23 protein-coding genes are annotated in these 26,567 nt (G+C 74.0%); 22 read left to right on the forward strand and 1 reads right to left on the reverse strand.

The window, feature by feature from the left end:
* Positions 1-35: 35 nt before the first annotated feature.
* From OG553_RS37865 to OG553_RS37915, 11 genes are all read left to right on the forward strand, one after another.
* Positions 36-1,304 carry a beta-ketoacyl-[acyl-carrier-protein] synthase family protein gene (locus OG553_RS37865; RefSeq protein WP_331719215.1) on the forward strand — a complete coding sequence of 423 codons (1,269 nt, stop codon included), beginning with the start codon at positions 36-38 and terminating at the stop codon, positions 1,302-1,304.
* On the forward strand, positions 1,301-2,521 hold the full coding sequence (locus OG553_RS37870; RefSeq protein WP_331719216.1) for a ketosynthase chain-length factor: 1,221 nt from the start codon (positions 1,301-1,303) through the stop codon (positions 2,519-2,521). Before OG553_RS37865 ends, OG553_RS37870 begins: the two co-directional genes overlap by 4 nt.
* A gap of 112 nt (positions 2,522-2,633) precedes the next feature.
* On the forward strand, positions 2,634-2,903 hold the full coding sequence (locus OG553_RS37875) for an acyl carrier protein (protein WP_331719217.1): 270 nt from the start codon (positions 2,634-2,636) through the stop codon (positions 2,901-2,903).
* Positions 2,904-3,095: 192 nt separating this feature from the next.
* Entirely contained in the window at positions 3,096-4,040 is a 945-nt protein-coding gene (locus OG553_RS37880; RefSeq protein ID WP_331719218.1) for an aromatase/cyclase, read from the forward strand.
* Positions 4,041-4,099: 59 nt separating this feature from the next.
* Positions 4,100-4,696, forward strand: coding sequence for an NAD(P)H-dependent oxidoreductase (locus tag OG553_RS37885; RefSeq protein ID WP_331719219.1), 597 nt, complete (start codon positions 4,100-4,102; stop codon positions 4,694-4,696).
* Between the two features lie 104 nt (positions 4,697-4,800).
* Positions 4,801-6,363: an acyl-CoA carboxylase subunit beta gene (locus OG553_RS37890; protein ID WP_331719220.1), complete on the forward strand. Its 1,563-nt coding sequence runs from the start codon at positions 4,801-4,803 to the stop codon at positions 6,361-6,363.
* A gap of 93 nt (positions 6,364-6,456) precedes the next feature.
* A complete protein-coding gene (gene rfbB, locus OG553_RS37895; RefSeq protein WP_331719221.1) occupies positions 6,457-7,467 on the forward strand; it encodes a dTDP-glucose 4,6-dehydratase in 1,011 nt (336 codons plus the stop codon).
* Positions 7,464-8,768, forward strand: coding sequence for a lipopolysaccharide biosynthesis protein RfbH (gene rfbH, locus OG553_RS37900; protein ID WP_331719222.1), 1,305 nt, complete (start codon positions 7,464-7,466; stop codon positions 8,766-8,768). Before rfbB ends, rfbH begins: the two co-directional genes overlap by 4 nt.
* Positions 8,765-10,192 (forward strand): NDP-hexose 2,3-dehydratase family protein, encoded by a 1,428-nt coding sequence (locus OG553_RS37905; protein WP_405983269.1) that lies wholly within the window; start codon positions 8,765-8,767, stop codon positions 10,190-10,192. The genes rfbH and OG553_RS37905 overlap by 4 nt, the downstream gene beginning before the upstream one ends.
* Positions 10,189-11,157: a Gfo/Idh/MocA family oxidoreductase gene (locus tag OG553_RS37910; protein WP_331719223.1), complete on the forward strand. Its 969-nt coding sequence runs from the start codon at positions 10,189-10,191 to the stop codon at positions 11,155-11,157. The genes OG553_RS37905 and OG553_RS37910 overlap by 4 nt, the downstream gene beginning before the upstream one ends.
* 193 nt (positions 11,158-11,350) lie before the next feature.
* Positions 11,351-12,130, forward strand: a complete 780-nt coding sequence (locus OG553_RS37915) for an AfsR/SARP family transcriptional regulator (protein WP_331719224.1) — start codon at positions 11,351-11,353, stop codon at positions 12,128-12,130.
* Between the two features lie 49 nt (positions 12,131-12,179).
* Here the strand turns inward: OG553_RS37915 and fabG are convergent, their stop codons facing one another.
* Positions 12,180-12,995 carry a 3-oxoacyl-ACP reductase FabG gene (fabG, locus tag OG553_RS37920; protein ID WP_331719225.1) on the reverse strand — a complete coding sequence of 272 codons (816 nt, stop codon included), beginning with the start codon at positions 12,993-12,995 and terminating at the stop codon, positions 12,180-12,182.
* Between the two features lie 178 nt (positions 12,996-13,173).
* Here fabG and OG553_RS37925 point away from each other — a divergent pair, with 178 nt between their 5' ends.
* The 11 genes from OG553_RS37925 (at position 13,174) to OG553_RS37975 (ending at position 26,565) form a co-directional block, all read left to right on the forward strand.
* On the forward strand, positions 13,174-14,367 hold the full coding sequence (locus OG553_RS37925) for a DegT/DnrJ/EryC1/StrS family aminotransferase (protein ID WP_331719226.1): 1,194 nt from the start codon (positions 13,174-13,176) through the stop codon (positions 14,365-14,367).
* A complete protein-coding gene (locus tag OG553_RS37930; protein WP_331719227.1) occupies positions 14,364-15,635 on the forward strand; it encodes a beta-ketoacyl-[acyl-carrier-protein] synthase family protein in 1,272 nt (423 codons plus the stop codon). Before OG553_RS37925 ends, OG553_RS37930 begins: the two co-directional genes overlap by 4 nt.
* A complete protein-coding gene (locus OG553_RS37935) occupies positions 15,632-16,900 on the forward strand; it encodes a ketosynthase chain-length factor (protein ID WP_331719228.1) in 1,269 nt (422 codons plus the stop codon). Before OG553_RS37930 ends, OG553_RS37935 begins: the two co-directional genes overlap by 4 nt.
* A gap of 190 nt (positions 16,901-17,090) precedes the next feature.
* Positions 17,091-18,701, forward strand: coding sequence for a class I adenylate-forming enzyme family protein (locus OG553_RS37940; protein ID WP_331719229.1), 1,611 nt, complete (start codon positions 17,091-17,093; stop codon positions 18,699-18,701).
* Between the two features lie 119 nt (positions 18,702-18,820).
* The gene (locus OG553_RS37945) at positions 18,821-19,789 is read left to right on the forward strand and encodes an aromatase/cyclase (RefSeq protein WP_331719230.1); all 969 of its coding nucleotides are present in this window, start codon (positions 18,821-18,823) and stop codon (positions 19,787-19,789) included.
* Positions 19,786-21,753 carry a condensation domain-containing protein gene (locus OG553_RS37950; RefSeq protein WP_331719231.1) on the forward strand — a complete coding sequence of 656 codons (1,968 nt, stop codon included), beginning with the start codon at positions 19,786-19,788 and terminating at the stop codon, positions 21,751-21,753. The genes OG553_RS37945 and OG553_RS37950 overlap by 4 nt, the downstream gene beginning before the upstream one ends.
* Before the next feature lie 116 nt (positions 21,754-21,869).
* Entirely contained in the window at positions 21,870-23,489 is a 1,620-nt protein-coding gene (locus tag OG553_RS37955) for an AMP-binding protein (protein ID WP_331719232.1), read from the forward strand.
* Positions 23,490-23,595: 106 nt separating this feature from the next.
* Positions 23,596-24,744, forward strand: a complete 1,149-nt coding sequence (locus OG553_RS37960; protein ID WP_331719233.1) for a histidine kinase — start codon at positions 23,596-23,598, stop codon at positions 24,742-24,744.
* Between the two features lie 68 nt (positions 24,745-24,812).
* Entirely contained in the window at positions 24,813-25,517 is a 705-nt protein-coding gene (locus tag OG553_RS37965) for a hypothetical protein (RefSeq protein WP_331719234.1), read from the forward strand.
* 31 nt (positions 25,518-25,548) lie between these two features.
* Complete coding sequence (locus tag OG553_RS37970; RefSeq protein WP_331719235.1) at positions 25,549-26,232, forward strand: response regulator transcription factor; 684 nt, start codon at positions 25,549-25,551, stop codon at positions 26,230-26,232.
* A gap of 123 nt (positions 26,233-26,355) precedes the next feature.
* Positions 26,356-26,565, forward strand: coding sequence for a DUF5302 domain-containing protein (locus OG553_RS37975; RefSeq protein WP_331719236.1), 210 nt, complete (start codon positions 26,356-26,358; stop codon positions 26,563-26,565).
* The last annotated feature ends 2 nt before the right edge of the window (positions 26,566-26,567 follow it).

The raw sequence follows: 26,567 nt of genomic DNA on the forward strand, positions 1-26,567 counted from the left end.
CCCGGCCAGTCCGACACGAGGGGAGGGCCGGGCCGGTGGCTCGCCGGGTAGTGGTCACGGGGATCGGGGTGCTGGCACCGGGCGGCATCGGCACCAAGAACTTCTGGAGCCTGCTGAGCTCGGGGCGTACGGCGACCAGGGGCATCACCCACTTCGACCCCGCCGATTTCCGCTCCAAGGTGGCCGCCGAGGCCGACTTCGACCCCGAGCTGAACGGGCTCGCGCCGGACGAGATCCGGCGCATGGGCCGTGCCGCCCAGTTCGCGGTGGTCGCCGCGCGGGAGGCCGTCGCCGACAGCGGCGTCGACTTCGCCGCCCTGGACCCGTACCGGACCGGCGTCAGCATCGGCACCGGGATGGGCGCCATCGGCAGCCTCGACGCCGAGTACCGCGCGGCCGCCGACGACGGCCGGCTCGCGGTGGTCGACCACACGCGGGTGACACCCCGCCTCTACGACCACTTCATGCCCAGTTCGTTCGCGACGGAGGTGGCGTGGGCGGTGGGTGCGGAGGGGCCGGCGACGGTGGTGTCGTCGGGTTGCACGTCGGGGATCGATTCGGTGGCGCATGCGGTGGATCTGATCCGTGAGGGCAGTGCGGACGTGATGGTGGCGGGTGCGACGGACGCGCCGATCACCCCGTTGACGCTGGCGTGTTTCGACGCGATCAAGGCGACGACGACGTTGAACGACGATCCGGAGCGGGCTTCGCGGCCGTTCGACGCGACCCGGAAGGGGTTCGTGCTGGGCGAGGGCGCGGCGGTGTTCGTGCTGGAGGAGCTGGAGGCGGCCCGCGCCCGGGGCGCGCACGTCTACGCCGAGATCGCCGGCTACGCCTCCCGCTCCAGCGCCTTCCACATGACGGGCCTGCGCCCCGACGGACGGGAGCTGGCGGACGCCATCACGCTGGCACTGGACGAAGCACGGCTGAACCCGGCGGACCTGCACTACGTCAACGCCCACGGCTCGGGCACCAAGCAGAACGACGCCCACGAGACCGCCGCCTACAAGCTGGCGCTCGGCGCGCACGCGTACGCCACACCGGTGAGCTCGATCAAGTCGATGATCGGGCACTCGCTGGGATCGGTCGGGTCACTGGAGATCGCCGCCTCGCTACTGGCGATGGAACACCACGTGGTGCCTCCGACGGCGAACCTGCGCACGCGTGACCCGGACTGCGACCTGGACTACGTGCCGGTGGTGGCGCGGGAGCAGCGCACGGACGCGGTGCTGACGGTGGGCAGCGGTTTCGGCGGGTTCCAGAGCGCGATGGTGCTGGCCCGGCCGGACAGGAGGACGCCATGAGCAGCGGCAGGACCCTGATCACCGGTATCGGTGTGGCCTCGCCGACCGGCATGGGCGTGGAGGACTTCTGGGCGGCGACGCGGATCGGGAAGAACGCGATCGGCCCGGTGACCCGCTTCGACGCCTCTTCCTTCCCGGCACGTCTGGCGGGCGAGATCCACGGCTTCGAGGCCGCGGACCACCTCCCCGGACGGCTGGTGCCGCAGACCGACCGGGTCACCCAGCTCGCCCTCATCGCCACCGACTGCGCCTTCACCGACGCGGGCATCACCCCCGGCGAGATCGACCCCCGCGACATGGGCGTCGTGACCGCCGCCGGCTCCGGCGGCGCCGAGTTCGGCGAGCGCGAGCTGCGCAAGATGTGGGGGCAGGGCGCCAAGCACGTCAGCGCGTACCAGTCCTTCGCCTGGTTCTACGCCGTCAACAGCGGCCAGATATCCGTACGCAACGACCTGCGCGGCCCCGTCGGCGTCCTCGTCGGCGACCAGGCGGGCGGCCTGGACGCGCTGGCCCACGCCCGGCGCCGGCTCCGCAAGGGCGGCCGGCTCATCGCCACCGGCGGCTTCGACGCCTCCATCTGCTCCCTCGGCTGGGCCGCGCACCTGGCCGGCGGCGGCATCACCACGGCCACCGACCCCGACCGCGCCTACCTTCCCTTCGACGGGGCGGCGTCCGGATATGTCCCGGGCGAGGGTGGCGCCATGGTCCTCCTGGAGGACGAGCACAGCGTCCGGGCCAGGGACGGGCGCACCGTGTACGGCGAGTTCGCCGGGTACGCGGCCACGCTCGACCCCCGCCCGGGCAGCGGGCGTGAGCCGGGCCTGCGGCGGGCCATCGAGGGCGCACTGGCCGACGCCGGCTGTCACCCGGCAGAGGTCGACGTCGTCTTCGCCGACGGCGCCGGCGTCCCGCGCCTGGACCGGGAAGAGGCCGAGGCCATCACCGCGGTGTTCGGTCCGCGGGGGGTGCCGGTCACCGTACCGAAGGCGGCGACCGGACGGCTCAGCGCGGGCGGCGCCCCCGTCGACGTGGTCTGCGCGGTCCTCGCCATGCGCGAGGGGCTGATCCCGCCGACCGCCAACGTCGAACCCTCCCCCGCCCACGACATCGACCTCGTCACCGGCCGCCCCCGGACCGCGTCCGTGCGCTCCGCGCTCGTCCTGGCCCGCGGCCACGGCGGCTTCAACTCCGCCGCCCTCCTGCGCGCCGTCGACTGACGGCCCCAAGCCGGCGCCCGCCGCCGTCGCCTTCCCCCGACCGCGGCGGGCGTTCTCTCCGCCCCGCGGCCGAAATCCCCCGGCCGCGGAATACCGATGAAAGGGATCCATCTTGTCCAAGCAGGAATTCACCTTCGAGGACCTCAAGCGCATCCTCCTGGAGGGTGCCGGCGCCGACGAGGGGGTCGACCTCGACGGCGACATCCTCGACACCGACTTCGAGTCCCTGGGCTACGAGTCGCTGGCGCTGCTGGAGACCGGCGGACGCATCGAGCGCGAGTTCGGGATCACGCTCGACGACGACATCTTCAGCGACCACAGCACCCCGCGCTCCCTGGTCGAGGCCATCAACGAGAGCCTCAAGGTCGCCGTCGGCGCCTAGGCCCTCCCCCCGGCGCAGCTCCTGCCCGGGTCCGCGGCCCCTCCGGACAGGGGGGTGCCCGCCGGGCCGGGCAGGAGCCGGCCGGGCGTCCTGGAGCAGCACCGTGGCCGCCGCCCAGGCGCGGCGGCCGTCCTTGCCGATCGCACCGCGATCCGCCCGCCGAACCGTCCCCACTCCCAAGGAGCCACGAGCATGCCGCAGCCCGGCCTGCGCGAGGTCGAGCACGAGATCACGATCTCGGCCCCGGCCGCCGCCGTCTACCGCCTGATCGCAGAGGTCACCAACTGGCCGCGGATCTTCCCGCCGACCATCTACGTCGACCACACCCCGACCGGGGAGAACGAGGAGCGCATCCGCATCTGGGCGACGGCCAACGGCCAGGCCAAGAACTGGACCTCCCGCCGCACCCTGGACCCCGAGGGCCTGCGGATCACCTTCCGCCAGGAGATCCCGGCACCGCCGATCGCCGCCATGGGCGGCACCTGGATCATCGAGCCCCTCGGCGAGGGCGAGTCCCGCGTGCGCCTGCTGCACGACTACCGGGCCGTGGACGACGACGCCGACAGCCTGGCGTGGATCGACGAGGCCGTGGACCGCAACTCGAAGACCGAGCTGGCCGCGCTGAAGACGAACGTCGAGCTGGCGCACGCGGCGGAGGACCTGACGTTCTCCTTCGAGGACACCGTGCAGATCAACGGGTCCGCGAAGGACGTCTACGACTTCGTCAACGAGGCCGACCGCTGGGAGGAGCGCCTCCCGCACGTGGCGACGGTCCGGATGGTGGAGGACACGCCGGGGCTGCAGGAACTGGAGATGGACAGCCGGGCCAAGGACGGCTCGCTGTACACCACCAAGTCCTACCGGGTCACCTTCCCCCACCAGAAGATCGCCTACAAGCAGACCACGCTGCCCGCGCTGATGACCCTGCACACCGGCTACTGGACCTTCGCCGAGAACGCCGAGGGCGTGGCCGCCTCCTCGCAGCACACCATCACCCTCAACACCGCCAACATCGCCGCGGTCCTCGGCGAGCAGGCCACCGTCGAGGACGCCAAGGAGTACGTGCGCACCGCGGTCAGCAACAACAGCCGCGCCACCCTCGGCCACGCCAAGGCCTACGCCGAGAGCCGGGCCTGAGCGCCGGTCCCGCGCCCGACGCCCTCCACCACACCGAACCGTCCAGGAAAGGACAGACCATGTCGAACACTCAGCCGGGCGAAGCCCTGCGGCTGGCCGTCATCATCAGCAGCGTCCGCGAGGGCCGCTTCGGACCGGTACCCGGCGAGTGGTTCGCCGCTGAGGCCCGGCAGCGGGAGGACCTCGTCGTCGACGTGATCGACCTGGCGGACCACGACCTGCCGGCCGCCCTGTCGAACGAGCCCTCCCCGGAGACCGCCGAAGCGCTCGCCGGGATCTCGCCGCGCCTCGAACAGGCCGACGCGTACGTGGTCGTGACGCCGGAGTACAACCACAGCTTCCCGGCCTCGCTCAAGCACCTCATCGACTGGCACTACACCCAGTGGCGCGCCAAGCCGGTCGGCTTCGTCTCCTACGGGGGCCTCGCGGGCGGCCTGCGCGCGGTCGAGCAGCTCCGGCCGATCTTCGCCGAGCTGCACGCCGTCACCGTCCGCGACGCCGTCAGCTTCCACTCGGCGTGGGAGCAGTTCGGCGAGGACGGCCGGCCCAAGGACGCGCAGGGGCCGGCGAACGCGGCCAAGGTGCTCCTCGACCAGCTCGCCTGGTGGGCCACGACCCTGCGCGAGGGCCGGGCCAAGAACCCCTACCAGGCCTGACACCGGCGCCGGAGCAACCGCTCCGGCGCCGCCCCGCGGCCCGCGGCCACGAGCCACGGGCCCCCGCCCCACGGCCCCCGCCCCACAGGAAAGGTGGAACACGCATGTCCAGAGCGGACGACACGATCCGGTCCCGCACCGAAGAGCTCAATGGGATCAAGGAGTCCGCGCGCAGCGGCGACCAGGGCGCGACCGAGCGCCAGCACGCCAAGGGCAAGCTGACCGCGCACGAGCGGATCGCGCTGCTGCTGGACAAGGGCTCCTTCACCGAGGTCGAGCAGCTGCGCCGGCACCGGGCCACCGGTTTCGGGCTGGAGGCGAAGAAGCCCCACACGGACGGTGTGGTCACCGGCTGGGGGACGGTCGACGGCCGGACCGTCTTCGTCTACGCGCACGACTTCCGGATCTTCGGCGGGGCGCTGGGCGAGGCCCACGCCGCGAAGATCCACAAGATCATGGACATGGCCGAGGCGGCGGGTGCCCCGCTGGTCTCCCTCAACGACGGCGCGGGCGCCCGCATCCAGGAGGGCGTCTCGGCGCTGGCGGGCTACGGCGGCATCTTCCAGCGCAACACCAGGGCCTCCGGGGTCATCCCGCAGATCTCCGTCATGCTCGGGCCCTGCGCGGGCGGCGCCGCGTACTCCCCGGCGCTGACGGACTTCGTGTTCATGGTCCGGGAGACCTCGCAGATGTTCATCACCGGCCCGGACGTCGTCAAGGCCGTCACAGGCGAGGAGATCACCCAGAACGGCCTCGGCGGCGCCGACGTCCACTCCGCCGTCTCGGGCGTCGCGCACTTCGCGTACGACGACGAGGAGAGCTGCATCGCCGAGGTCCGCTACCTGCTGGGGCTGCTCCCCTCCAACAACCGGGAGCTGGCCCCCGTCGAACGCTCCGGCGACCCGGCCGACCGCAGCTGCGAGGCGCTGCTGGACCTGGTCCCGGTACAGCCCGGCCAGGCGTACGACGTCCGCGCGGTGATCGAGGAGGTCGTCGACGACGGCGACTACTTCGAGGTGCACCCGGCCTGGGCGGCGAACCTGGTCTGCGCGCTGGCCCGCCTCGACGGACACGTCGTGGGCATCGTCGCCAACAACCCGATGGCCAGCGCGGGCGTGCTCGACATCGAGGCCTCCGAGAAGGGCGCACGGTTCGTCCAGTTCTGCGACGCCTTCAACATCCCGCTGGTCACCCTGGTCGACGTGCCCGGCTTCCTGCCGGGCGTGGACCAGGAGCACAACGGCATCATCCGGCGCGGCGCCAAGCTGCTGTACGCGTACTGCAACGCGACCGTGCCGCGGATCTCCCTGGTCCTGCGCAAGGCCTACGGCGGCGCGTACATCGTCATGGACTCGCGTTCCATCGGCGCCGACCTGGCACTGGCCTGGCCCACCAACGAGATCGCGGTGATGGGCGCCGAGGGCGCCGCCAACGTGGTGTTCCGGCGCGAGATCGCCGCCGCCGAGGACCCCGAGGCCGTCCGCGCGCAGCGCATCGCCGAGTACAAGGACCAGCTGATGCACCCGTACTACGCGGCCGAACGCGGCCTCGTCGACGACGTCATCGACCCCCGAGAGACCCGCGCGGTGCTCGTCCGCTCCCTGGACATGCTGCGCGCCAAGCACGCCGACCTGCCCGCCCGCAAGCACGGCAACCCCCCGCAGTGAGCCCGGCCTCTCCCACCACCCCCTTCCCTCCCTTCCAAGGAGAAACGACATGACAGACCTCGTCCTCGGACGGACACGCTTCGAGGAGGCGGTATGAGGCTGCTGGTCACCGGCGGAGCCGGTTTCATCGGCTCGCACTTCGTCCGGACCCTGCTCGACGGCGGATACCCCGGACACGAGGAGACCCGGGTCACGGTCCTCGACAAGCTCACCTACGCGGGCAACCGGGACAACCTGCCGGCCGCCCACCCCCGGCTGGACTTCGTCCGCGGCGACATCTGCGACGAGACGCTGCTGCGCGGGCTGCTGCCCGGCCACGACGCGGTGGTGCACTTCGCGGCCGAGTCCCACGTCGACCGGTCCGTGCACTCCGCGGCCGAGTTCGTCCGCACCAACGTCGGCGGTACCCAGACCCTGCTGGACGCCTGCCTGGCCACCGGGGTCCGGCGCGTGGTCCACGTCTCCACCGACGAGGTCTACGGCTCCATAGCCGAGGGCGCCTGGACCGAGGAGTGGCCGCTCCAGCCCAACTCCCCGTACGCCGCCTCCAAGGCCTCCTCCGACCTGATCGCGCGCTCCTACTGGCGCACGCACGGCCTCGACGTCTCCATCACCCGCTGCTCGAACAACTACGGGCCGTACCAGCACCCCGAGAAGCTGATCCCGCTCTTCGTCACCAACCTGCTGGAGGGCGAACAGGTCCCCCTCTACGGCGACGGGCGCAACGTCCGCGAGTGGCTGCACGTCGACGACCACTGCCGGGCCATCGCCCTGGTCCTGGACCGGGGCCGGGCCGGCGAGGTCTACAACATCGGCGGCGGCAACGAGCAGACCAACGTGCACATCACCGAGCGGCTGCTCGCCCTGTGCGGCGCCGACGCGTCCTCGGTGCGCCGGGTCGCCGACCGCAAGGGCCACGACCTGCGCTACGCCCTCGACGAGACCAAGATCCGCGAGGAGCTCGGGTACGCGCCGCGCGTCCCCTTCGAACAGGGCCTCGCCGACACCGTCGCCTGGTACCGCGACAACCCCGGCTGGTGGAAGGCCGTCAAGCACCGAACCGACAACACCGGCCCCGAAGGCCGTGAAGGGACCCCGGCATGAACGTCCACAAGGGACTCATCCTCGATGAGACCGTCAAGTTCCACCAGGACGCACAGGACGACCGGCCCTTCGTGCCCGGCACCACCGAGATCTGGCCCGCCGGAGCCGTCCTCGACGAGCACGACCGCACCGCGATCGTGGAAGCCGCCCTGGAGATGCGGATCGCCGCGGGCCCCAGCTCGCGCCGCTTCGAATCGCGCTTCGCCCGCAAGCTCAAGCGCCGCAAGGCGCACCTGGTCAACTCCGGTTCCTCGGCGAACCTGCTGGCCATGACGGCCTTCACCTCGCACCTCCTGGAGGACCGTCGGCTGCGCCGCGGCGACGAGGTGATCACGGTGGCCGCCGGCTTCCCGACCACCGTCAACCCGATCATCCAGAACGGGCTCGTCCCCGTCTTCGTCGACGTCGAACTCGGCACCTACAACACCACCGCCGACCGGGTGGCCGCCGCCATCGGCCCGAAGACCCGCGCGATCATGATCGCGCACGCGCTCGGCAACCCCTTCGAGGTCGCCGAGATCGCCCAGCTCGCCGAGGACCACGGCCTGTACCTCATCGAGGACAACTGCGACGCGGTCGGCTCCACCTACGACGGACAGCTGACCGGCACCTTCGGCGACATCACCACCGTCAGCTTCTACCCGGCCCACCACCTGACCATGGGCGAGGGCGGCTGCGTGCTGACCTCGAACCTGGCGCTCGCGCGGATCGTGGAGTCCCTGCGCGACTGGGGCCGGGACTGCTGGTGCGAGCCGGGCGAGACCAACAAGTGCCTCAAGCGCTTCGACTACCAGATGGGCACCCTCCCCGAGGGCTACGACCACAAGTACATCTTCTCGCACGTGGGCTACAACCTGAAGGCCACCGACATCCAGGCGGCCCTGGGCCTGACCCAGCTCGACAAGCTCGACGAGTTCTGCGACGCCCGCCGCCGCAACTGGCGCCGGCTGCGCGAGGGCCTCGACGGGGTCCCGCACCTGATCCTGCCCGAGGCCACCCCGCGCAGCGACCCGAGCTGGTTCGGGTTCGCCCTCACCGTGGACCCCGGAGCCCCCTACACGCGGGCCGCCCTCGTGGACTTCCTGGAGGACCGCAAGATCGGCACGCGGCGCCTCTTCGCGGGCAACCTGACCCGCCACCCCGCCTACATCGGCCAGCCCCACCGCATCGTCGGCGACCTCACCAACAGCGACGTCATCACCGACCAGACCTTCTGGGTCGGCGTCTACCCGGCCCTGACCGACGAGATGCTCGACTACGTCATCGCCTCGGTCAAGGAGTTCGTGGGGGCCCACTCGTGACGGCTGCCGACGGCCTCCCCGGCCGTACCGGGCCGGCCCTGCACCCCCGCGTGGACGCGGACCTCCCGGAGCGCCTCGCCCGGTCGGCCGCCGCGTCCGCCGCGGCCGCCTCGGCCGCCTCGGCCCCGGCCGGCACCCCGGACGTGCACGACTGGCTGGAGGAACGCCGACGCGCACACCGCTTCCAGGTGGACCGGATCCCCTTCGCGGAACTCGACGGCTGGTCCTTCGACCCGGACACCGGCAACCTCGGCCACCGCAGCGGGAAGTTCTTCACCGTCGAGGGCCTGCGCGTGTCCAGCACCACCGACGGCGTCGAACAGCAGTGGCACCAGCCGATCATCCGCCAGCCCGAGGTCGGCATCCTCGGCATCCTGGTCAAGGAGTTCGACGGCGTCCTGCACTTCCTCATGCAGGCCAAGATGGAGCCCGGCAACCGGAACCTGCTCCAGCTGTCGCCCACGGTGCAGGCCACCCGCAGCAACTACACCAAGGCCCACAAGGGCGCCGACGTCCGCTACGTCGAGTACTTCACGCAGCCCGGCCGCGGCCGGGTGCTCGCCGACGTCCTCCAGTCCGAGCACGGCTCGTGGTTCTACCGCAAGAGCAACCGCAACATGCTCGTCGAGGCCGTCGGCGAGGTGCCCGAGCACGACGACTTCCGCTGGCTGACCCTCGGCCAGATCGGCGAGCTGCTGCGCCAGGACAACGTCATCAACATGGACGCGCGCACCGTCCTGGCCTGCGCCCCCGTCGCGGACCCCGAGGGACGCTCGTACCACTCCGACACCGAGCTGCTGTCCTGGTTCACCAGGGAGCGCACCCGGCACGACGTGAGCGCCGAACGCGTGCCGCTCGCCGGCATCCCGGACTGGAAGCACGGCGAGCGGACCATCGAGCACGAGGAAGGCCGCTACTTCGACGTCGTCGCCGTCGGCGTACAGGCCGGCAGCCGCGAGGTCGCCAGCTGGTCGCAGCCGCTGTTCGAGCCCCGGGGCACGGGCGTCACCGCCTTCCTGACCCGCAGCATCGGCGGCGTCCCGCACCTGCTGGCGCACGCCCGCGTCGAGGGCGGCTTCGCCGACACCATCGAGCTCGGCCCCACCGTGCAGTACACCCCGTGGAACTACGCGCACCTGCCTGAGGCGGAGCGCCCGCCCTTCCTCGACCTCGTGCTCGGCGCCGATCCCGCCCGGATCCGCTACGAGGCGCTCCACTCGGAGGAGGGCGGCCGGTTCCTCAACGCCGAGAGCCGCTACCTGTTCCTCGACGCCGACGAGGACCAGGCCCCGCTCGACGCGCCGCCCGGCTACCTGTGGGCGACCCCGGGACAGCTCAGCACCCTGCTGCGGCACAACCACTACGTCAACGTGCAGGCGCGCACCCTGCTCTCCTGCCTCACCTCGGGCGCGGTGCGCCTGTGACGGAGCCCGTGCGCGTCGGCGTGCTCGGCTGCGCGGACATCGCCCGCCGCCGGATGCTGCCCGCCCTGCGCGAGTGCCCCGGCACGGAACTCGTCGCGGTCGCCAGCCGCGACGCCGCCAAGGCCCGCGCCACGGCCGGGGAGGCCGGCTGCGCCGCCGTCACCGGCTACCGGGAACTCCTGGAACGGGACGACGTCGACGCCGTGTACGTGCCGCTCCCGGCGGCCCTGCACGCCGAATGGGTGGAGGCGGCCCTGCGCGCGGGCAAGCACGTCCTCGCGGAGAAGCCGCTCACCACCGACCTCGCGGCCACCCGGCGGCTCCTGGCCCTGGCCGAGAGCACCGGGAGGGTGCTGAGGGAGAACGTCATGTTCGTCCACCACCCCCAGCACGCCGCGGTGCGGGGGCTCCTGGAGGACGGCGCGATCGGTGAACTCCGTTCCTTCCGTGCGGAGTTCACCATCCCACGGCTGCCCGGCACGGACATCCGCTACGACGCCGCCCTCGGCGGCGGCGCCCTGTGGGACAACGGCGTCTACCCCGTCCGGGCCGCCCTGCACTTCCTCGGGGACCGGCTGGAGGCGGTGGGCGCCGTCCTGGTGCACGGCGGCCCCGGCCGGGCCGTCGACACGGCCGGCACGGCACTGCTGCGCACCCCCGGAGGGGTCACCGCGCAGCTCGCCTTCGGCCTCGACCACGGCTACCGCAGCGCCTACGAGATCACGGGCAGCGAAGGGCGCGTCATCGTCGACCGGGCCTTCACCCCGCCCGCCGGGCATCCGTCGCAGGTCCGCCTCGAACGCCGCACCGGCACCGAGGAGATCGCCCTGCCCCCGGCCGACCAGGTGCTCGCCACCGTCGCCGCCTTCGCCGCGGCGGTCCGTACCGGGGCCGCCCCGGACCCGGCCGTCCTGCGCCAGGCGGAGCTGCTGGAGGCGGTCCGGCGGGCCGCCTCCATCGCCTGAGGGCGGCCGCTGCGCCCCTCCGTCCGTCCGCCCCTCCCGGCGGGCGGACGGAGGGGAATCGGCCGTGGTGGCTCAAACCTGACGGAGCTTGACCGCGTTCTGACACAACACCCGTTGACGTGCGCATTCGCCGCACAAGAGACTTTTCGTAATTTCAGACATCCGCGTCCTTGCTGATGAGGAGTCATCGTCCATGCGCTTCAATCTCATCGGCCCCTTCGAGATCGTCACCGACGACGGCAGGATCTACCAGCCGGGAACCCCGAAGGTCTGCCAGACGCTCGCGCTGCTGCTCACCCGGCCCGGGGAGATCGTCACGGCCGAGGCCCTCATCCGGGAGCTGTGGGGGGAGAACCCGCCGCGCAGCGCCGTCACCACGCTCCAGACGTACGTCTACCACGCCCGCCGGATGTTCACGCAGGAGCGGCTGGTCCCCGCCGACCGCTGCCTGATCGTCACCAGCCCGCCCGGCTACGCGATCCAGGTCGACGACTCCGACGTCGACGTCCGGATCTTCGAACGGCTCGTCACCCGGGCCCGCCACGAACTCGCCGAGGACGAACCGGCCCGGGCCCTGCGCACCGTCCGCCAGGCCCTCGACCTCTGGCGCGGGCCGGCCCTGTCGAACTTCCCCGCCGGCGACGTCCTCGCCGGACACGTCGTGCACCTGGAGGAACTGCGCATCAGGGCCTTCGAAACCCGCATCGAGGCGCAGGAGCGCCTCGGCCGGCACCGCGAGTCCATCCCCGAGCTGCGCAAACTCATCAACGACTACCCGCTCAACGAGTGGTTCCACAGCCGGCTCATCTCCGCGCTCGGCGCCGCCGGCCGCCGCGCGGACGCCCTCCAGGCCTACCAGAAGGTGCGCGGGCTGCTCGCCGACGAACTGGGCCTGGAGCCCTCGGCGGAGCTCCAGCAGCTCCAGGCGGGCCTGCTCGGCCCGGTCTCCCGCAGGGAGCCGGCCCGGGCCTGAGGGCCGGACGGCCCGGCCGGGCCGCCGGAGAGGCCGCCGGCCGGGCGCCTCAGAAGTTGCCGAGGCCGCCGCAGACGTTGAGGGCCTGCGAGGTGATCGAGGCGGCCGTGTCGGAGGCCAGGTAGCCCACCAGCCCGGCGACCTCCTGCGGCGTGGAGTACCGGCCGAGGGGGATCTTGGCCCGGAACTTCTCCAGGACGGCCTCCTCGGTGGTGTCGTAGGCGGCGGCGTAGCCCTGCCGCACGCGCTCCGCCATCGGCGTCTCGACGTAGCCGGGGCAGACGGCGTTGACCGTGATCCCGGTCGGCGCCAGCTCGTTGCCCAGCGCCTTGGTGAAGCCCACCACGCCGTGCTTGGACGCCGAGTAGGGGGCGCCCAGGACCACGCCCTGCTTCCCGGCGGTGGACGCGATGTTGATGATCCGGCCGCGGTTCTTGGCGCGCAGGCCGCCCGCGTTCAGGGCCTCGCGGGTGACGCGGAAAACGCTGTTGAGGTTGGTCTCGATGACGTCGTTCCACAGCTCGTCGGCGATGTCCGCGGTGACCCCGCCGCCCGAGCGGCCGGCGTTGTTGACCACCACGTCGATGGTGCCGAACCGCTCCACGGCCGCCTCGATCCAGGCCCGTACGTCCTCCCCGCTGCGGACGTCGAGGCTCGCGCCGTCGACCTCCAGCCCCTCGGCTGTCAGCTCCCCGACCGTCCGGGCGACGTTGTCCGCGTCCCGGGCTCCGATGAACACCCGGTGGCCCGAGGAGGCCAGCGTGCGGGCCACTTCCAGGCCGATACCGCTGGTCGCGCCCGTGACGACGGCAACGCGCTTGGTCTGGCCCTGGTCCCGGTCCTGGCCCTGGTCCTGCTCCGGCATGTGAACTCCTCGGCGAATCTCGGATGGCGACGCACGCGGAGCCTGGGGCACCCCGATGGAGCGGAGCTCGAAGGGCCCTGGGCCGCACGCGCCCCGGGGAGGGGGACCACCACCGCTCCAGAAGCCGTCGAGCGGCTCTTCACAAGCTCGGACCGACACCCGTACGCGAGAGGCGACCATGATCAACCTTTTTCAGCCCCAGGTCGGGGCGGAGGAACTCGACGCGGTCGCCGGGGTGTTCCACGATCGCCGGCTCGGCAGCGGCCGGCGCACCAGGGCCTTCGAGGAGGCCTTCGCCGACCACCTGGGGATCCCCGCCGACCACGTCGTGTTCACCAGCTCCGGCACCACCGCCCTCCACCTGGCCGTCGAGACCCTCGACCTCCGGGAGGGCGACGAGGTCGTCCTGCCCTCCATCGTCCTGCCCGCCACCGCCGAGGCCGTGGCCGGACGCGGCGGCCGCCCCGTCTTCTGCGACGTGGACCGCCGCACGCTCAACCCCTGCCTGGCGGACATCGAGGCCGTCCTCACCGAACGCACCCGGGCCGTCCTCCTGCTGCACTACGGCGGCCGCACCGGCGACGTCGTCCGCATCGCCGCCCGCTGCCGCGAACTGGGCGTCCTCCTGATCGAGGACGGCGCCTGCTCCGTCGCCTCCAGCGTCGGCGGCGTACCCGCCGGCACCTTCGGCGACCTGGCCGTCTGGAGCTTCGACCCCGGCCGGGTCATCGTCACCGGAGACGGCGGCATGGTGTACGCCAAGGACCCCGAACGGGCCGCGCGCACCAGGCTCCTCGCCCAGCGCGGCCTGGTCCGGGCCACCAGCTTCGGCCACGCCGCCGTGGACTCCGCCGCCGGCCGGACGCCCCCGCCCGAATACGGCCGCGGCATCGTCGGCAACGACCTGACCGCCGCCATCGGCCAGGTACAGCTGCGCCGCCTCCCCGAGATGGTGGAGCGGCGCACCCGCATCGCCGAGCGCTACGACCGGGAACTGGCCGGCACCGAGGGACTGCTGACGCCCCCGCCGCTGCCCGAGGGCCAGGAGACCACCCACTGCCTGTACTGGGTGCAGCTCGACCCCGCCATCAAGGACAAGGTCGTCGGCGACCTCCTCGCGGAGGAGATCGACACCACCTCCCACTACGCCCCCCTGCACCGGTTCCCGCCCCAGGACACCGCCGGGGAGCCCCCCGCGCCCCGGCTGCCCGCCTGCGACTGGGCCGTCGACCGCACCGTACGCCTGCCCCTGCACCCCGGCCTCAGCGACGAGGACGTGGCCGCCGTCATCGGCTCCCTGCGCAGGGCCGTGCGGACACGGCTCGCCGAAGCCGGCTCAGAAGAAGGACTCACCGTGAAGGACACCCCATGAACCGACGCGTCGTCATCACCGGGATCGGCGTGGTCGCACCCGGGGGAGTGGGCACCAAGGCGTACTGGGCCCGGCTCACCTCCGGGCGCACCGCGACCCGCGCCATCAGCCTCTTCGACGCCTCGGGCTTCCGCTCCCGGATCGCCGCCGAAGTGGACTTCGACCCGCTCGCCCACGGCTTCACCCCCGAGGACGTCGCACGCCTCGACCGGGCCGCGCAGTTCGCCCTGGTCAGCGCCGACGAGGCGGTCCGCGACAGCGGCCTCGACCCGGCCGCCCTGGACCCGACGCGCACGGGCGTCACGCTCGGCAGCGCGGTGGGCTGCACCACCGGCCTGGACGTCGAGTACGACGCCGTCAGCCGGGGCGGCTCCACCTGGCAGGTGGACCACACCCTCGCCGTCCCCCACCTCTTCGACTACTTCGTCCCCAGCTCGCTGGCGGCCGAAGTGGCCTGGCGGGTCGGCGCCCAGGGACCCGTCTCCCTCGTGTCCACCGGCTGCACCTCCGGGCTCGACTCCATCGGCCACGCCGTCGAGCTGATCCGCGAGGGCAGCGCCGACGTGATGGTCACCGGGGCCACCGAGGCCCCCATCTCGCCCATCACCGTGGCCTGCTTCGACGCCATCAAGGCCACCTCGCCGCGCAACGACGACCCCGAGACCGCCTCCCGCCCCTTCGACGCCACCCGCAACGGCTTCGTCCTCGGCGAAGGCTCGGCGGTCCTCGTCCTGGAGGAGCTGGAGAGCGCCCGCCGGCGCGGCGCCCACGTCTACGCGGAGATCGCCGGCTTCGCCAGCCGCGGCAACGCCTACCACATGACCGGCCTGAAGGCCGAGGGCCGCGAGATGGCCGAGGCCATCACCGTCGCCCTCGACGAGGCCCGGCTGCCCGCCTCCGCCGTCGACTACGTCAACGCCCACGGCTCCGGCACCAAGCAGAACGACCGGCATGAGACGGCCGCCTTCAAGCGCAGCCTCGGACAGCGCGCCTACGAGGTCCCGGTCAGCTCCATCAAGTCGATGATCGGCCACTCCCTCGGCGCCATCGGCTCCCTGGAGGTCGCCGCCAGCGCCCTGGCCATCGAGCACAACACGGTCCCGCCGACCGCGAACCTGCGCACCCCCGACCCGACCTGCGACCTGGACTACATCCCGCTGACCGCCCGCGAGCACCGCACCGACACCGTGCTCACCGTCGGCAGCGGCTTCGGCGGCTTCCAGAGCGCCATGATCCTGACCCGCCCGCGTCTGGGAGATGCCGCATGAGCGCCGCCACCGCCACCGACACGGCCCCCGCCCCCGCCGTGCCCGCCACCGCCCCCGCCGCACCGGTCGTCACCGGCATCGGCGTCGCCGCCCCGAACGGCCTGGGCACCGAGGCCTGGTGGGCCGCCGTCCTGCGCGGCGAGAACGGCATCCGCCCCCTCACCCGCTTCGACGCCGCCCAGTACCCGGCCAAGCTCGCCGGCGAGGTCCCCGGCTTCGACGCCGCCGAGCACCTGCCCAGCCGGCTGCTCCCGCAGACCGACCAGGTCACCCGGCTCGCCCTCACCGCCGCCGACGAAGCCCTCGCCGACGCGGACGCGGACCCGGCGCGGCTGCCCGACTTCGCCGCCGGGGTGATCACCTCCAACTCCGCCGGCGGCTACGAGTTCGGCCAGCGCGAGCTGGAGGCCCTGTGGAGCAAGGGCGGCCAGTACGTCAGCGCGTACCAGTCCTTCGCCTGGTTCTACGCCGTCAACAGCGGCCAGATCTCCATCAAGAACGGCATGCGCGGCCCCAACAGCGTCATCGTCAGCGAACAGGCCGGCGGCCTCGACGCGGTCGCCCAGGCCCGCCGCCAGATCCGCAAGGGCATCCGGCTCGTCGTCACCGGAGGCATGGACTCCTCGCTCTGCCCCTGGGGCTGGGCCGCCCACCTCGCCACCGGCGAGCTGACCACCGCCGAGGACCCCGCCCGCGCCTACCGGCCCTTCTCCGCCGAAGCCGACGGACACGTCGTCGGCGAGGGCGGCGCCCTCCTCGTCCTGGAGGACGCCGACGCCGCCCGGGAACGCGGCGCCGAACCCTACGGCACCGTCTCCGGGTACGCCGCCACCTTCGACCCGCCGCCCGGCTCCGGCGGCGCCCCCCGCCTCGGCGCCGCCGCCGCGCTCGCCCTGCGCGACGCCGGGCTCACCCCCGCCGACGTCGACGTGGTCTTCGCCGACGCCGCCGGACGCCGCGACGCCGACCGGGACGAGGCCCGCGCCATCGCCGACCTCTTCGGGGAGCACGCGGTCCCCGTGACCGCCCCCAAGACCATGACGGGCCGGCTCGCCTCCGGCGGCTCCTCCCTCGACCTCGCCGCCGCCCTCCTCTCCCTCCGGGACGGGGTCATCCCGCCCACCGTCAACACCGGCCCGCCCGCCGAGGACTGCCCGATCGACCTGGTCACCGAGGTCCGCAGGCCCGAACGGCTGCGCACCGCCCTCGTCCTGGCCCGCGGCCGGGGCGGCTTCAACGCGGCCATGGTGCTCCGGGCCCCCTGACCCGCCCCGCACGGCCCCGGCACGGCCCCGCCGCGCCGGCGCCCGCCGCCGGCACGGGCACGCGTACGCGCACGCCCGACCCGGCGGCGGCCGCCGGCGCGGGGCCGGTTCCAGTGACCTTCCAAGCGGCCTCAACCGGTCATGAGGACCGTGGTACGCCGGGATCAGCCCCGATCAGGAGGACAGCGCCGTGCCGATCTTCAGATACCCGGAACCGCCCCTCGACGGGCTGCTGCGACGGGCCGCGCTGCGCGACCCCGCCGCCTGCGCCGTCCGCACCGCCCACGGCATGCGCACCTACGCCGAACTCGACGCCCGGGCCGACCGCTACGCCGCCTACCTGGAGCACGCCCTCGGCCGGCGCGGAGCCCGCGTCGGCATCGCCAACACCCTGGACGAGGAGTTCGCCGCCGCCTGGTACGGCACCCTGCGCAGCGGCAACACCGCAGTCCTCCTCAACCCGCTCGTCCGGGCCGCCGGGCTGCGCCACATGTGCGAGGACGCCCGCGTCGAGATCGCCTTCGTCCCCACCGCCACCGCCGAACTCCTCGTCAAGACCGCCGACCGGCTGCCCCTGCTCCGCGCGGTCGTCGTCACCGACGCACCCGACGGGATCGTGCCCGCCGACGCCGTCCCGCTGTGCGTCGCCCTGGACTCCGCGCCGCGCCCCGCGTCCCGCCCCACCGAGCCCTTCGACCCGGACACGGAAGCCTGCGTCCAGTTCACCACCGGCACCACGGGCCGCCCCAAGGGCGTCCGGCTGACCCACCGCAACCTCGTCGCCAACGCCGCGCAGACCGCCGCCGCCCACCACCTCGACGCGGGCTCGGTCACCCTGAACAACCTGCCGGTCTACTACCCGATGCACCTCAACTCGGCCGTGTACGCGGGCGCCTGCCAGGTCCTGTGCCCCTCCCCGCGCCCCACCGCGGCCCTCGCCCTGGCCGACCGCACCGGAGCCACCCACCTCTACACGCTCCCCGCCCGCCTGCACCAGCTCGCCGCCGACGTCCGCTTCGCCGAAGGCCCCCGCGGCGACGGCCTGCCGCACCCCCTCCCCGGCCGCCCCGAACGCCTCACCGTGGTCCTCTCCGGCGGCAGCGCCCTCGCCCCCGCCGACGCCCGGCTGCTGGCCGAACGGCTCGGCGTACCCGTGCTCCAGGGCTACGGAATGGTCGAACTCTCCCCCCTCACCCACTCCCAGCGGCCCGACGGCCGCACCGGCACCGGCACCGTCGGCGCGCCCGTCCCCGGCACCGAATGCCGCGTCGCGCACCCCGACACCGGCGTCCCCCTCGGCCCCGGCGAGACCGGCCAGGTACAGGTGCGCGGACCCCAGCTGATGGCCGGCTACCTCGGTGACGACGCACCACCGGCCGACGCCGACGGCTGGTTCTCCACCGGGGACGCGGGCCGGATCGGCCCCGACGGCGAACTGTTCCTCGCCGACCGCCTCGACGACGTCTTCTCGTACGACAGCGAACTCGTCTCGCCCACCGCCGTCGAAGCCGTCCTCGCCGACGACCCCCGCGTCGAGGACTGCGTCGTCGTCGGCTGGCCCGACCCCGTCCACGGAGCCCTCGTCTGGCTCGGCATCGTCCTCGCCGACCCCGCCGCCCCCGGGCTCCTCGACGTACTCGACTCCATCGTCGAGACCGCCAACGAACAGCTCGCCCCGCACGAGCGCATCCGCCGCGTCGAGGTCCTCGACGCCGTCCCGCGCACCCCCGCCGGCAAGCCGGAGCGCCGCTCCCTGCGCCGCGGCCTGCGCCTGCGGGCGGCCGCCGAAGCCGCCGCCTGAACCGCCACCCCTCACGAGGGGTCGTGGACGGCCGGTGCGGCCGGAGTCCAGGACCCTTCGAGTACTCCTCCGCCGACGCCCGCGATGGTCGGGAGAGAGGTTGAGAGAGGTGTGATCCGATGTCAGATGAGCGTGTGCAGCACACGTCGTATTCGGTGGACGTGGCCGCCCCCGCGGGCGTGGTCTACGCGCTGATCGCGGACACCACCCAGTGGCCGCTGTTCGTCCCGCCCAGCGTCCACGTCGAGCGGCTGGACTTCGACGGGACCCGGGACCGCTTCGGCATGTGGGCCACCGCCAACGGGACGGTCACCTCATGGGTCTCCCAGCGGTCCCTGGACTCCCGGCGGCGGACCATCGACTTCCACCAGGAGGTCCCGGCGCCCCCGGCGACCTCCATGGGCGGCCGCTGGGCCGTCGAGGACCTGGGCCCCGACCGCTCCAGGCTGACCCTCCTGCACCGGTTCGCCGTCCGCGACGACGACCCCGCCGGCGTGGAGTGGCTCACCCGGGCCACCGACACCAACAGCCGGGCCGAACTGGACCAGCTGAAGGAGACCGCCGAACTCTGGACCAGGCTCGACGGCCTCCTGCTGACCTTCGAGGACTCGGTGCGCGTCCACGGCCCGTCCGAGCTCGTCTACGACTTCCTGTACCGGGCCGGCGACTGGCCCGTCCACCTGCCCGAGATCACCCGGGCCGACGTGGTCGAGGACCGGCAGGGCGTCCAGCTGCTCGCCATGGACACCCGCGCCGCCGACGGCACCACCGAGACCAGCGAATCCGTCCGCGTCTGTTTCCCGCACGCCGGCCGGATCGTCTTCAAGCAGACCCGCACCCCCCGCCTGCTGGCCGCGCACACCGGCGAATGGGCGGTCAACCCCGACGAGACCGGGGTCACCGCCGTCGCCACCCACCAGGTCCTGCTCCGCGAGGCCGACGTCGAGACCGTGCTCGGCCCCGGCGCCGACCTCGCCCAGGCCCGCGACCACGTACGCCGCACCCTGGGCGGCGCGAGCACCCGCGTCCTGCACCTGGCCCGGCGGCACGCGGAGACCGCCGTCCGCACCCTGATCCCGCAGCGGTGAACGCGGCCCCCGGCGACCGCCGTCCGCCGTCCGCCGCACGGGCCGCCACCCCCCGGCCGTGGACCCACCCCGCCACGCCCCTCCAGCTCGACGTCCTCCTCGACGGCCTCACCCACCCCGGCCGGGGCCTCTACACCGAGCAGCTGCACTGGCTCTGGCACGGACCGCTCGAAGCCGAGCGGTTCGCCCGCGCCTGGCAGACCGTCACCGACCAGGAGGCCGTCCTGCGCACCGGGCTCGCCGAGCCGGTGGCGGGCGCCGCGCCCCGGTTCGCCGTACACCCGTACGCGGCCCCGCTGATCACCCACCACGGCCCCGGCGGCACCGGTCCGCGCGACTGGGAGGCGCTGCTCGCCGCCGAGCGGATGCGCGAGTTCGACCTGACGCGGCCCGGACCGCTGCGGATCGCCCTGCTCGGCACGGCGGACGGCGGCACGCGGGTGCTGCTCACCTACCACCGCGCCCTGCTGGACCCGGTCGGCGTCCGCCAGCTGCTGCGTTCCTTCCACCGCGCCTACGCCGCCGAGGGCCCGCCCCGGGGCGGCGAGCGCCGGCCCGACCTGCGCGACCACCTGCGCTGGGTGGGCGGCCGGGACCTCGCCCCGGCCCGCGCGTACTGGACCTGGGCCGCCCCGCCCGCCGGGAGCGTCACCCTGCCCGCCCTGGACCGGGGGCCCACCCACCAGCGCGGGCACGGCCGCACCCGCCAGCGCCTCACCCCGGCGGAGGCCGGCCGGCTGCGGGCCTGGGCCGCGCTGCTCGGCGCGGCCGAGAGCACCGCCCTGCACGCCGCCTGGGCCCTCCTGTCGTACCGCGCGGGCTCCGCCGGCGCACCGGGCGCGGTGCCCGTGGCCTTCTCGGCGGCCGTCTCCGGGCGGGGCATCCCGCTGGAGGGGGCCGGACAGCTGCCGGGCCCCCTCGGGAACGCGCTGCCGGTGGCGGTGGACGTGCACCCCGCGGCGACGGTGGCGGTGCTGCTGGGCGAACTGGCCGGCCGGGCCGTAGACCTCGCGGCGTACGAGTGGGTCTCGCCGGGACAGATCCGGTCCTGGGCCCCCGCGGCCCCGCGCACGGAGTCGCTGCTGACGTTCCTCCCGCCGGAGGGCGACGGGCCGCCGGGCGCGCCGTGGGCCCGGGCGGCCGCGGAGCCCCCGGGGCTCTCGGGGCCTGCGGGGCCTTCGGGGCATGAGGGGTCGTCGGGGTTTGTCGGACGGTCGGGGCCTGCCGGGCCTGCCGGGCCTGCCAGGCCTGCCGGGTGGTCGGGGTCTGCGGGGTCGTCGGGGTCTGCCGGGTGGTCGGGGGCGTCAGGGCCCGCCATGCCGTCGGGGCCGTCGGGGCCGTCGGGGTCATCCGGGTCGCCGGGGCCCGGGCCCGTGGAGGGCGTCGGGGCGCTCACCGGGATGCCCGTCGCCGTCACGGCCCGGCACGACCACGACGGCGGGCTGACCCTGACCGCCGTGCACGACCGGACCCGGCTCACGGACGGGGACGCCGCCGAACTGCTCTGGCAGACCGCCCTGCTCCTGCGGCGGCTGCCCCTGGAGGCCGGGCCCGACACCACCGTCGCCGAGGCCCTCGCACCCCTGCACGGGGCACCGGCACCCCGGGTCGCCCCGCACCCCGGCCCGACCGCCCGGCTGCTGCGCCCGGCCGCCGCGGCCGGGGCCGGGGTGGTCTGCCTGGTCCCGCCGCCCGGTGCCCCCGAGGACTGCTACGACGGCCTCGCGGAACGCCACCGGGGGGCGCGGGCCCTGCTCGCCGCCGCCCCGGACGCGTCCGCCGTCCTGGCCGCGCTGGCGCCCGCCCTGGCCGCCGGGGAACCCGTCGCCGTCGGCGGGTACCCGGGCGCGCGGCCCTTCGCGGACGAGGTGGCCCGGCGCGTGGCCGCGTACGGCTGGAACCCGCCGAAGGTCGTCGCCGGCTCCGACCGCGCCCTCGTGAAGGCCCTGGCGGGCCCGGCCTGATCCGAAAGGCGCGCCCCAGCGGGGCTCAAGCCGTTCTGCGGGGACTCTCGACCGCCGGCGCGGACCTTGGTAGGGCCCTGTCACCGGGAGCGTCCAACGCAGAGGGGAGCAGAGCCGTGCCGGCCCTCGCCCAACCGGAACCGCCGCACCTCCCGCACCTGTCACTCGACGGACTGCTCCGCCGGGCCGCCGAACGCGCCCCCGACGCCCCCGCGCTCCGCGTGGGCGGACGGACGCTGACCTTCGGCGAACTCGACGCCCGCGCCGACCGGATCGCCGCCTTCCTGGAGTGCTCGGTCGGCCGGCGCGGAGCCCGCGTCGGTGTGGCGGGCACCCTCGACGCCGACTTTCCCGCCGCCTACTACGGCACCGTCCGCAGCGGCAACACCGTCGTCCTGCTGAACCCCCTCGTCTCGCCGACCCGCCTCGTGAAGGTGCTGGGCTCGGCCGGAGCGGAACTGGCCATCGTCCCCCGCGCCACCGCCGAACTCCTCGCCGACGCCGAGAGCCGGCCGCCCTCCCTGTCCCTCGTCCTGGTCACCGGAGCCGGGGACGAACCCGTCCCCGGGGACACCGTCCCGGTGGACCTCGTCCTGGACGCCGTCGCAGCGGCCACCCGCCGGGCGGCCCCCGGCGGGCCCGACGACTTCGACCCCGGCGCGGAGGTCTGCGTACAGTTCACGACCGGCACCACCGCCCGCCCCAAGGGCGTCCGGCTGACCCACCGCAACCTCGTCGCCAACGCCGCGCAGACCGCCGCCGCCCACCACCTCGACGCCGGCTCCGTCACCCTCAACCACCTCCCCCTCTACCTGCCGATGCACCTCAACTCGGCCGTGTACGCGGGCGCCTGCCAGGTGCTGTGCCCCGACCCGGAGCCGGCCGCCTCCCTCGCGCTCGCCGAGAGCAGCGGAGCCACCCACTACTACGGGCTGCCCGCCCGCCTGCACCGGCTCGCCGCCGACGAGCGGCTGCACGGCCCCGAACCCCTCCCGGGCGTCCCGGCCGGCCCCCGGCTGCGCGTCGTGCTGTCCGGCGGCAGCGCCCTGTCCCCGGACGCCGCCCGGATCCTGGGCGAGCGGCTCGGCGTACCCGTCCTCCAGGGCTACGGCCTCGCCGAACTCTCCCCGCTCACCCACTCGCAGAGCCCGGACCGGCCGGTGCCCGGCTCGGTCGGCACGCCCGTCCCCGGGACCGGGTGCCGCATCGTCCACCCCGAGACCGGGGTGCCCCTGGGGCCCGGCGAGACCGGCGAAGTACAGGTGCGCGGACCCCAGCTGATGGCCGGGTACCTCGACGAGAACGGACCGGCCGGCGACGCCGACGGCTGGTTCTCCACCGGAGACGTCGGCCGGATCGGCCCCGACGGGGACCTGTTCCTCGTCGACCGGCTCGGCGACGTGTTCCTGCACGACGGCGAACTCGTCTCGCCCAGCGCGGTCGAGCGGATCCTCGGCTCCGACCCCCGGGTCGCCGAGTGCGCGGTCGTCGGCTGGCCCGACGCCGTGCACGGATCGGTCACCTGGGCCGGCATCGTGCTCCGCGACCACGCCGCCGCCGGGCCCGCCGTACTGGAGGAGATCGCCGCCCGCGCCAACACCCGCCTGGCGCCCTACGAGCGGATCCGCCGGGTCGAGGCGATCGACGCCGTCCCGCGCACCCCCGTCGGCAAACCCGTACGCGGCGAGCTGCGCCGCACCGTCCGCACCCGCGCGGCCGCCGAAGCGGCCGCCTGACCTCCGTCGGCGCCGTACGGGACCGAAGTACCCGGTGTCCCGACCAAAGTACCGGCCGCCGTCCGGACCCGCCCCGGGAAGCGATCACGAAGGTAGCGTCCGGAACGTGCCCCACTTCGACACCGCTCCCCGGTCCGGTCCCGTCCGCAGGAGCCCACGGGACCGGACCGTGGACACCCTCCTGTTCCTGCTCGCGGTGGCCTACGCCGTCGCGACCGCGCGGAGCGGCGCCCGGGCGGCCCCGGAACCGGCCCTCGACTGGACGCGGCTGGAGCCGGTCGCCGGCGCGCTCGCCTGCGGCCTGCTGTGGCTGCGCCGCAGCAGGCCGGTCACGACCGCCTGCGTGCTGATCGCCCTCTCGGTGCCGTTCGCGGCGGCCGCGGGCGCCATGCTCGCCGCGCTGTTCTCCGTGGCGGTGCACCGCGCTCCCCGGACCACCCTGACCGTCTACGCGGCCAGCCTGCTGACGGCGGCCGCCGACCCGCTGCTGCGCCCGGACCCGACCATGCCGGGGCTGCAGTACTTCGTCTTCGGCACCGTCGTCCAGGGGTGCGCCGTCGGGTGGGGGCTCTTCGTCCACCACCGGCGGCAACTCCTCCTCCGGGTGGCCTCCGAGGCACGGCTGCGGGCGGAACGGGCGCAGCTGAGGGCGCGGGAGGAGGTCGCCCGGGAGATGCACGACGTACTCGGGCACCGGCTGTCCCTGCTGGCCCTGCACGCCGGGGCGCTGGAGTTCCGGCCCGACGCCCCCGCCGCGGACGTCGCCCGCGCCGCCGGGGTGATCCGGGAGAGCGCCCACCAGGCCCTGCAGGAACTGCGCGAGGTCCTGACGGTGCTGCGCGCGCCGGAGACCGGCGAACGGCCCCAGCCCACCCTGTCGGACGTGCACCGGCTGGTCTCCGAGTCCTGCACTGCCGGTATGCGGGTACGGCTGTACGGGCAGACCCCGCCGGCCGTCCCCGAACTCGTGGGCCGTACCGCCTACCGGGTCGTGCAGGAAGCCCTCACGAACGTACGCAAGCACGCGCCCGGAGCCCCCGCGGACGTCCGCCTGACCGGGGCCGGGGGAGAGGGACTCACCGTCGAGGTGACCAACCCGGCACCCGGCACCCGCCCCGCCGCCACCGCCCACGGCCCCGCCGGGCAGGGGCTGGCGGGACTCGCCGAGCGGGTCGCGCTCGCCGGCGGACACCTGGAGTACGGCCCCACCGGGGGCGGCGGCTGGGGCATCACCGCCCGGCTGCCCTGGCCGTAGCACCCGGGCGGGCCCCCACCCACCTACTCACCCCACCCCGCTCCACTCCACGACAGGAGAGTCAAGCAGTGCCGAACGAGTCCACGACCGACGCGGGCGGGTCCACCGAGGTCCGCGAACCCCTCTGGGCCCAGCTGCTCGTCTGCGCCGTCTTCGGGCTGGTCGGAGCCGGGGCCTGCTGGCTGGCCAAGGTGCTCGCGAAGTGGCTGGTGACCCTGCCCTGGGCACCCATGCAGGGCCCGGCGGAACTCGTCTCCTCGATCCCCGAGCCCGGCCTCACCATCGGGGCGGTCGCCTCGGGCGGCCTGGCCGGCCTGATCGGGGGGCTCGTCGTCAAGTTCGGCGAACTGTCCGTCACCGTGTCCGACAGCCGGGTGCTGCTCATCCGAGGCGGAGAGCCGAGGGAGTTCGCGCGCGCCGACACGGCCATGGCCTTCCGCGACGGCAAGCAGCTCGTCCTGCTCGGCCACGGCACCGAGGAACTCGCCCGCGAGGACTGCGACCAGGACCGGCGCAGGCTCGCCGACGCCTTCACCGCACACGGCTACGCCTGGGCGGACGAGGACCCCCACGGGGCGGAGTTCCGCATCTGGGTGCCGGAGAGCCCCCAACTGCCCGCCCAGGCCCACGCGCTGTTGAAGGCCCGTCGGCTGCTCCTGAAGCAGCCGGGCGCGGCCGCCGAACTCGGCGAACTGCGCAGCGAACTCCAGCGCCTCGACCTCGTCGTGCGCGACCGGAACGGGTCCCAGTACTGGCGCCGGCTGCACCGCTGACCGGCGGCCCGGCTGCGGATATGCTCGCGCCATGATCACAGCCGAGCGGTCCACGGTCGACGTGCTGGTCGTGGATGACGACCCGCTCGTACGCATGGGGCTGTCGATGATGCTCGGCGGAGCCCCGGACCTGCGGATCGTGGCCGAGGCCGGGGACGGGGCCGAGGCCGTCGAGCTGGTGCGCAGGTACCGTCCCGACGTGGTGCTGATGGACATCCGCATGCCGGTCATGGACGGCCTGGCGGCCACCGAGGCGCTGCGCGCGATGAGCGACGCCCCCGAGGTCCTGGTCCTGACCACCTTCGACGCCGACGCGTACGTGCTGCGCGCCCTGCGCGCGGGCGCCGCCGGCTTCGCGTTGAAGGACACCCCTCCGGCGGAGCTCGTCGAGGCCGTCCGCCGGGCGGCCCGGGGCGGGCCGGTGGTGTCGCCGGCCGTCATGCGGCGGCTCATCGACAAGGTCGTGGCACTGCCCGGGGAAAGGGGCGCGCCGGACGCCGGGGAGCGGCTGGCGGTCCTCAACGAGCGCGAGCGGGCGGTGGCGCTCGGCATCGGCCAGGGCAAGTCGAACGCGGAGATCGGCGCGGCGCTCCATCTCGGCGTCTCCACGGTCAAGACCCACGTCTCCGGGATCCTGGCGAAACTCGGCCTCGACAACCGGGTCCAGGTGGCGCTCTACGTGCACGACGTCGGCGGTCCGGAGGACCGGTCCTGACACCGGTCCGTGACCATTCGTCAATTCCCCGCCAGGCGTTCCACCGGTGATCGAAAACAGCGTCGCCGGGGTGCCGGCCGGCTGACACAATGAACCCGCTCCGGAACAAACAGGAGGTATCCCATGTCCGATACGCCGCAGAACGAAGCCGCCGAGCCCGCCGAGCCCGCCGAGGCCGTCGAGCCCGACGACAAGGCCAGGTTCCGCGAGGCTCTGGAGCGCAAGGCCAGCGCCACCCGCTCCCAGCAGGCGCACAACGCGGGCGGCCTGAAGCTCAAGGGCGGCAGCGGCCCCAGCGGCCAGGGCCGCACCTTCCGCCGCAAGGCCGGCTGAAC

Origin of the sequence: Streptomyces sp. NBC_00158, from assembly GCF_045160885.1 — a bacterium.
GTDB lineage: Bacteria > Actinomycetota > Actinomycetes > Streptomycetales > Streptomycetaceae > Streptomyces.

Bases quoted from the DNA above. Each gene is read 5' to 3' on its own strand.
- rfbH (WP_331719222.1), top strand. From the start codon at position 7,464: ATGAACGTCCACAAGGGACTCATCCTCGATGAGACCGTCAAGTTCCAC.
- OG553_RS37915 (WP_331719224.1), top strand. From the start codon at position 11,351: ATGCGCTTCAATCTCATCGGCCCCTTCGAGATCGTCACCGACGACGGC.
- rfbB (WP_331719221.1), top strand. From the start codon at position 6,457: ATGAGGCTGCTGGTCACCGGCGGAGCCGGTTTCATCGGCTCGCACTTC.
- OG553_RS37975 (WP_331719236.1), top strand. From the start codon at position 26,356: ATGTCCGATACGCCGCAGAACGAAGCCGCCGAGCCCGCCGAGCCCGCC.
- OG553_RS37890 (WP_331719220.1), top strand. From the start codon at position 4,801: ATGTCCAGAGCGGACGACACGATCCGGTCCCGCACCGAAGAGCTCAAT.
- OG553_RS37930 (WP_331719227.1), top strand. From the start codon at position 14,364: ATGAACCGACGCGTCGTCATCACCGGGATCGGCGTGGTCGCACCCGGG.
- fabG (WP_331719225.1), bottom strand. From the start codon at position 12,995: ATGCCGGAGCAGGACCAGGGCCAGGACCGGGACCAGGGCCAGACCAAG.
- OG553_RS37935 (WP_331719228.1), top strand. From the start codon at position 15,632: ATGAGCGCCGCCACCGCCACCGACACGGCCCCCGCCCCCGCCGTGCCC.
- OG553_RS37945 (WP_331719230.1), top strand. From the start codon at position 18,821: ATGTCAGATGAGCGTGTGCAGCACACGTCGTATTCGGTGGACGTGGCC.
- OG553_RS37925 (WP_331719226.1), top strand. From the start codon at position 13,174: ATGATCAACCTTTTTCAGCCCCAGGTCGGGGCGGAGGAACTCGACGCG.
- OG553_RS37880 (WP_331719218.1), top strand. From the start codon at position 3,096: ATGCCGCAGCCCGGCCTGCGCGAGGTCGAGCACGAGATCACGATCTCG.
- OG553_RS37885 (WP_331719219.1), top strand. From the start codon at position 4,100: ATGTCGAACACTCAGCCGGGCGAAGCCCTGCGGCTGGCCGTCATCATC.
- OG553_RS37970 (WP_331719235.1), top strand. From the start codon at position 25,549: ATGATCACAGCCGAGCGGTCCACGGTCGACGTGCTGGTCGTGGATGAC.
- OG553_RS37870 (WP_331719216.1), top strand. From the start codon at position 1,301: ATGAGCAGCGGCAGGACCCTGATCACCGGTATCGGTGTGGCCTCGCCG.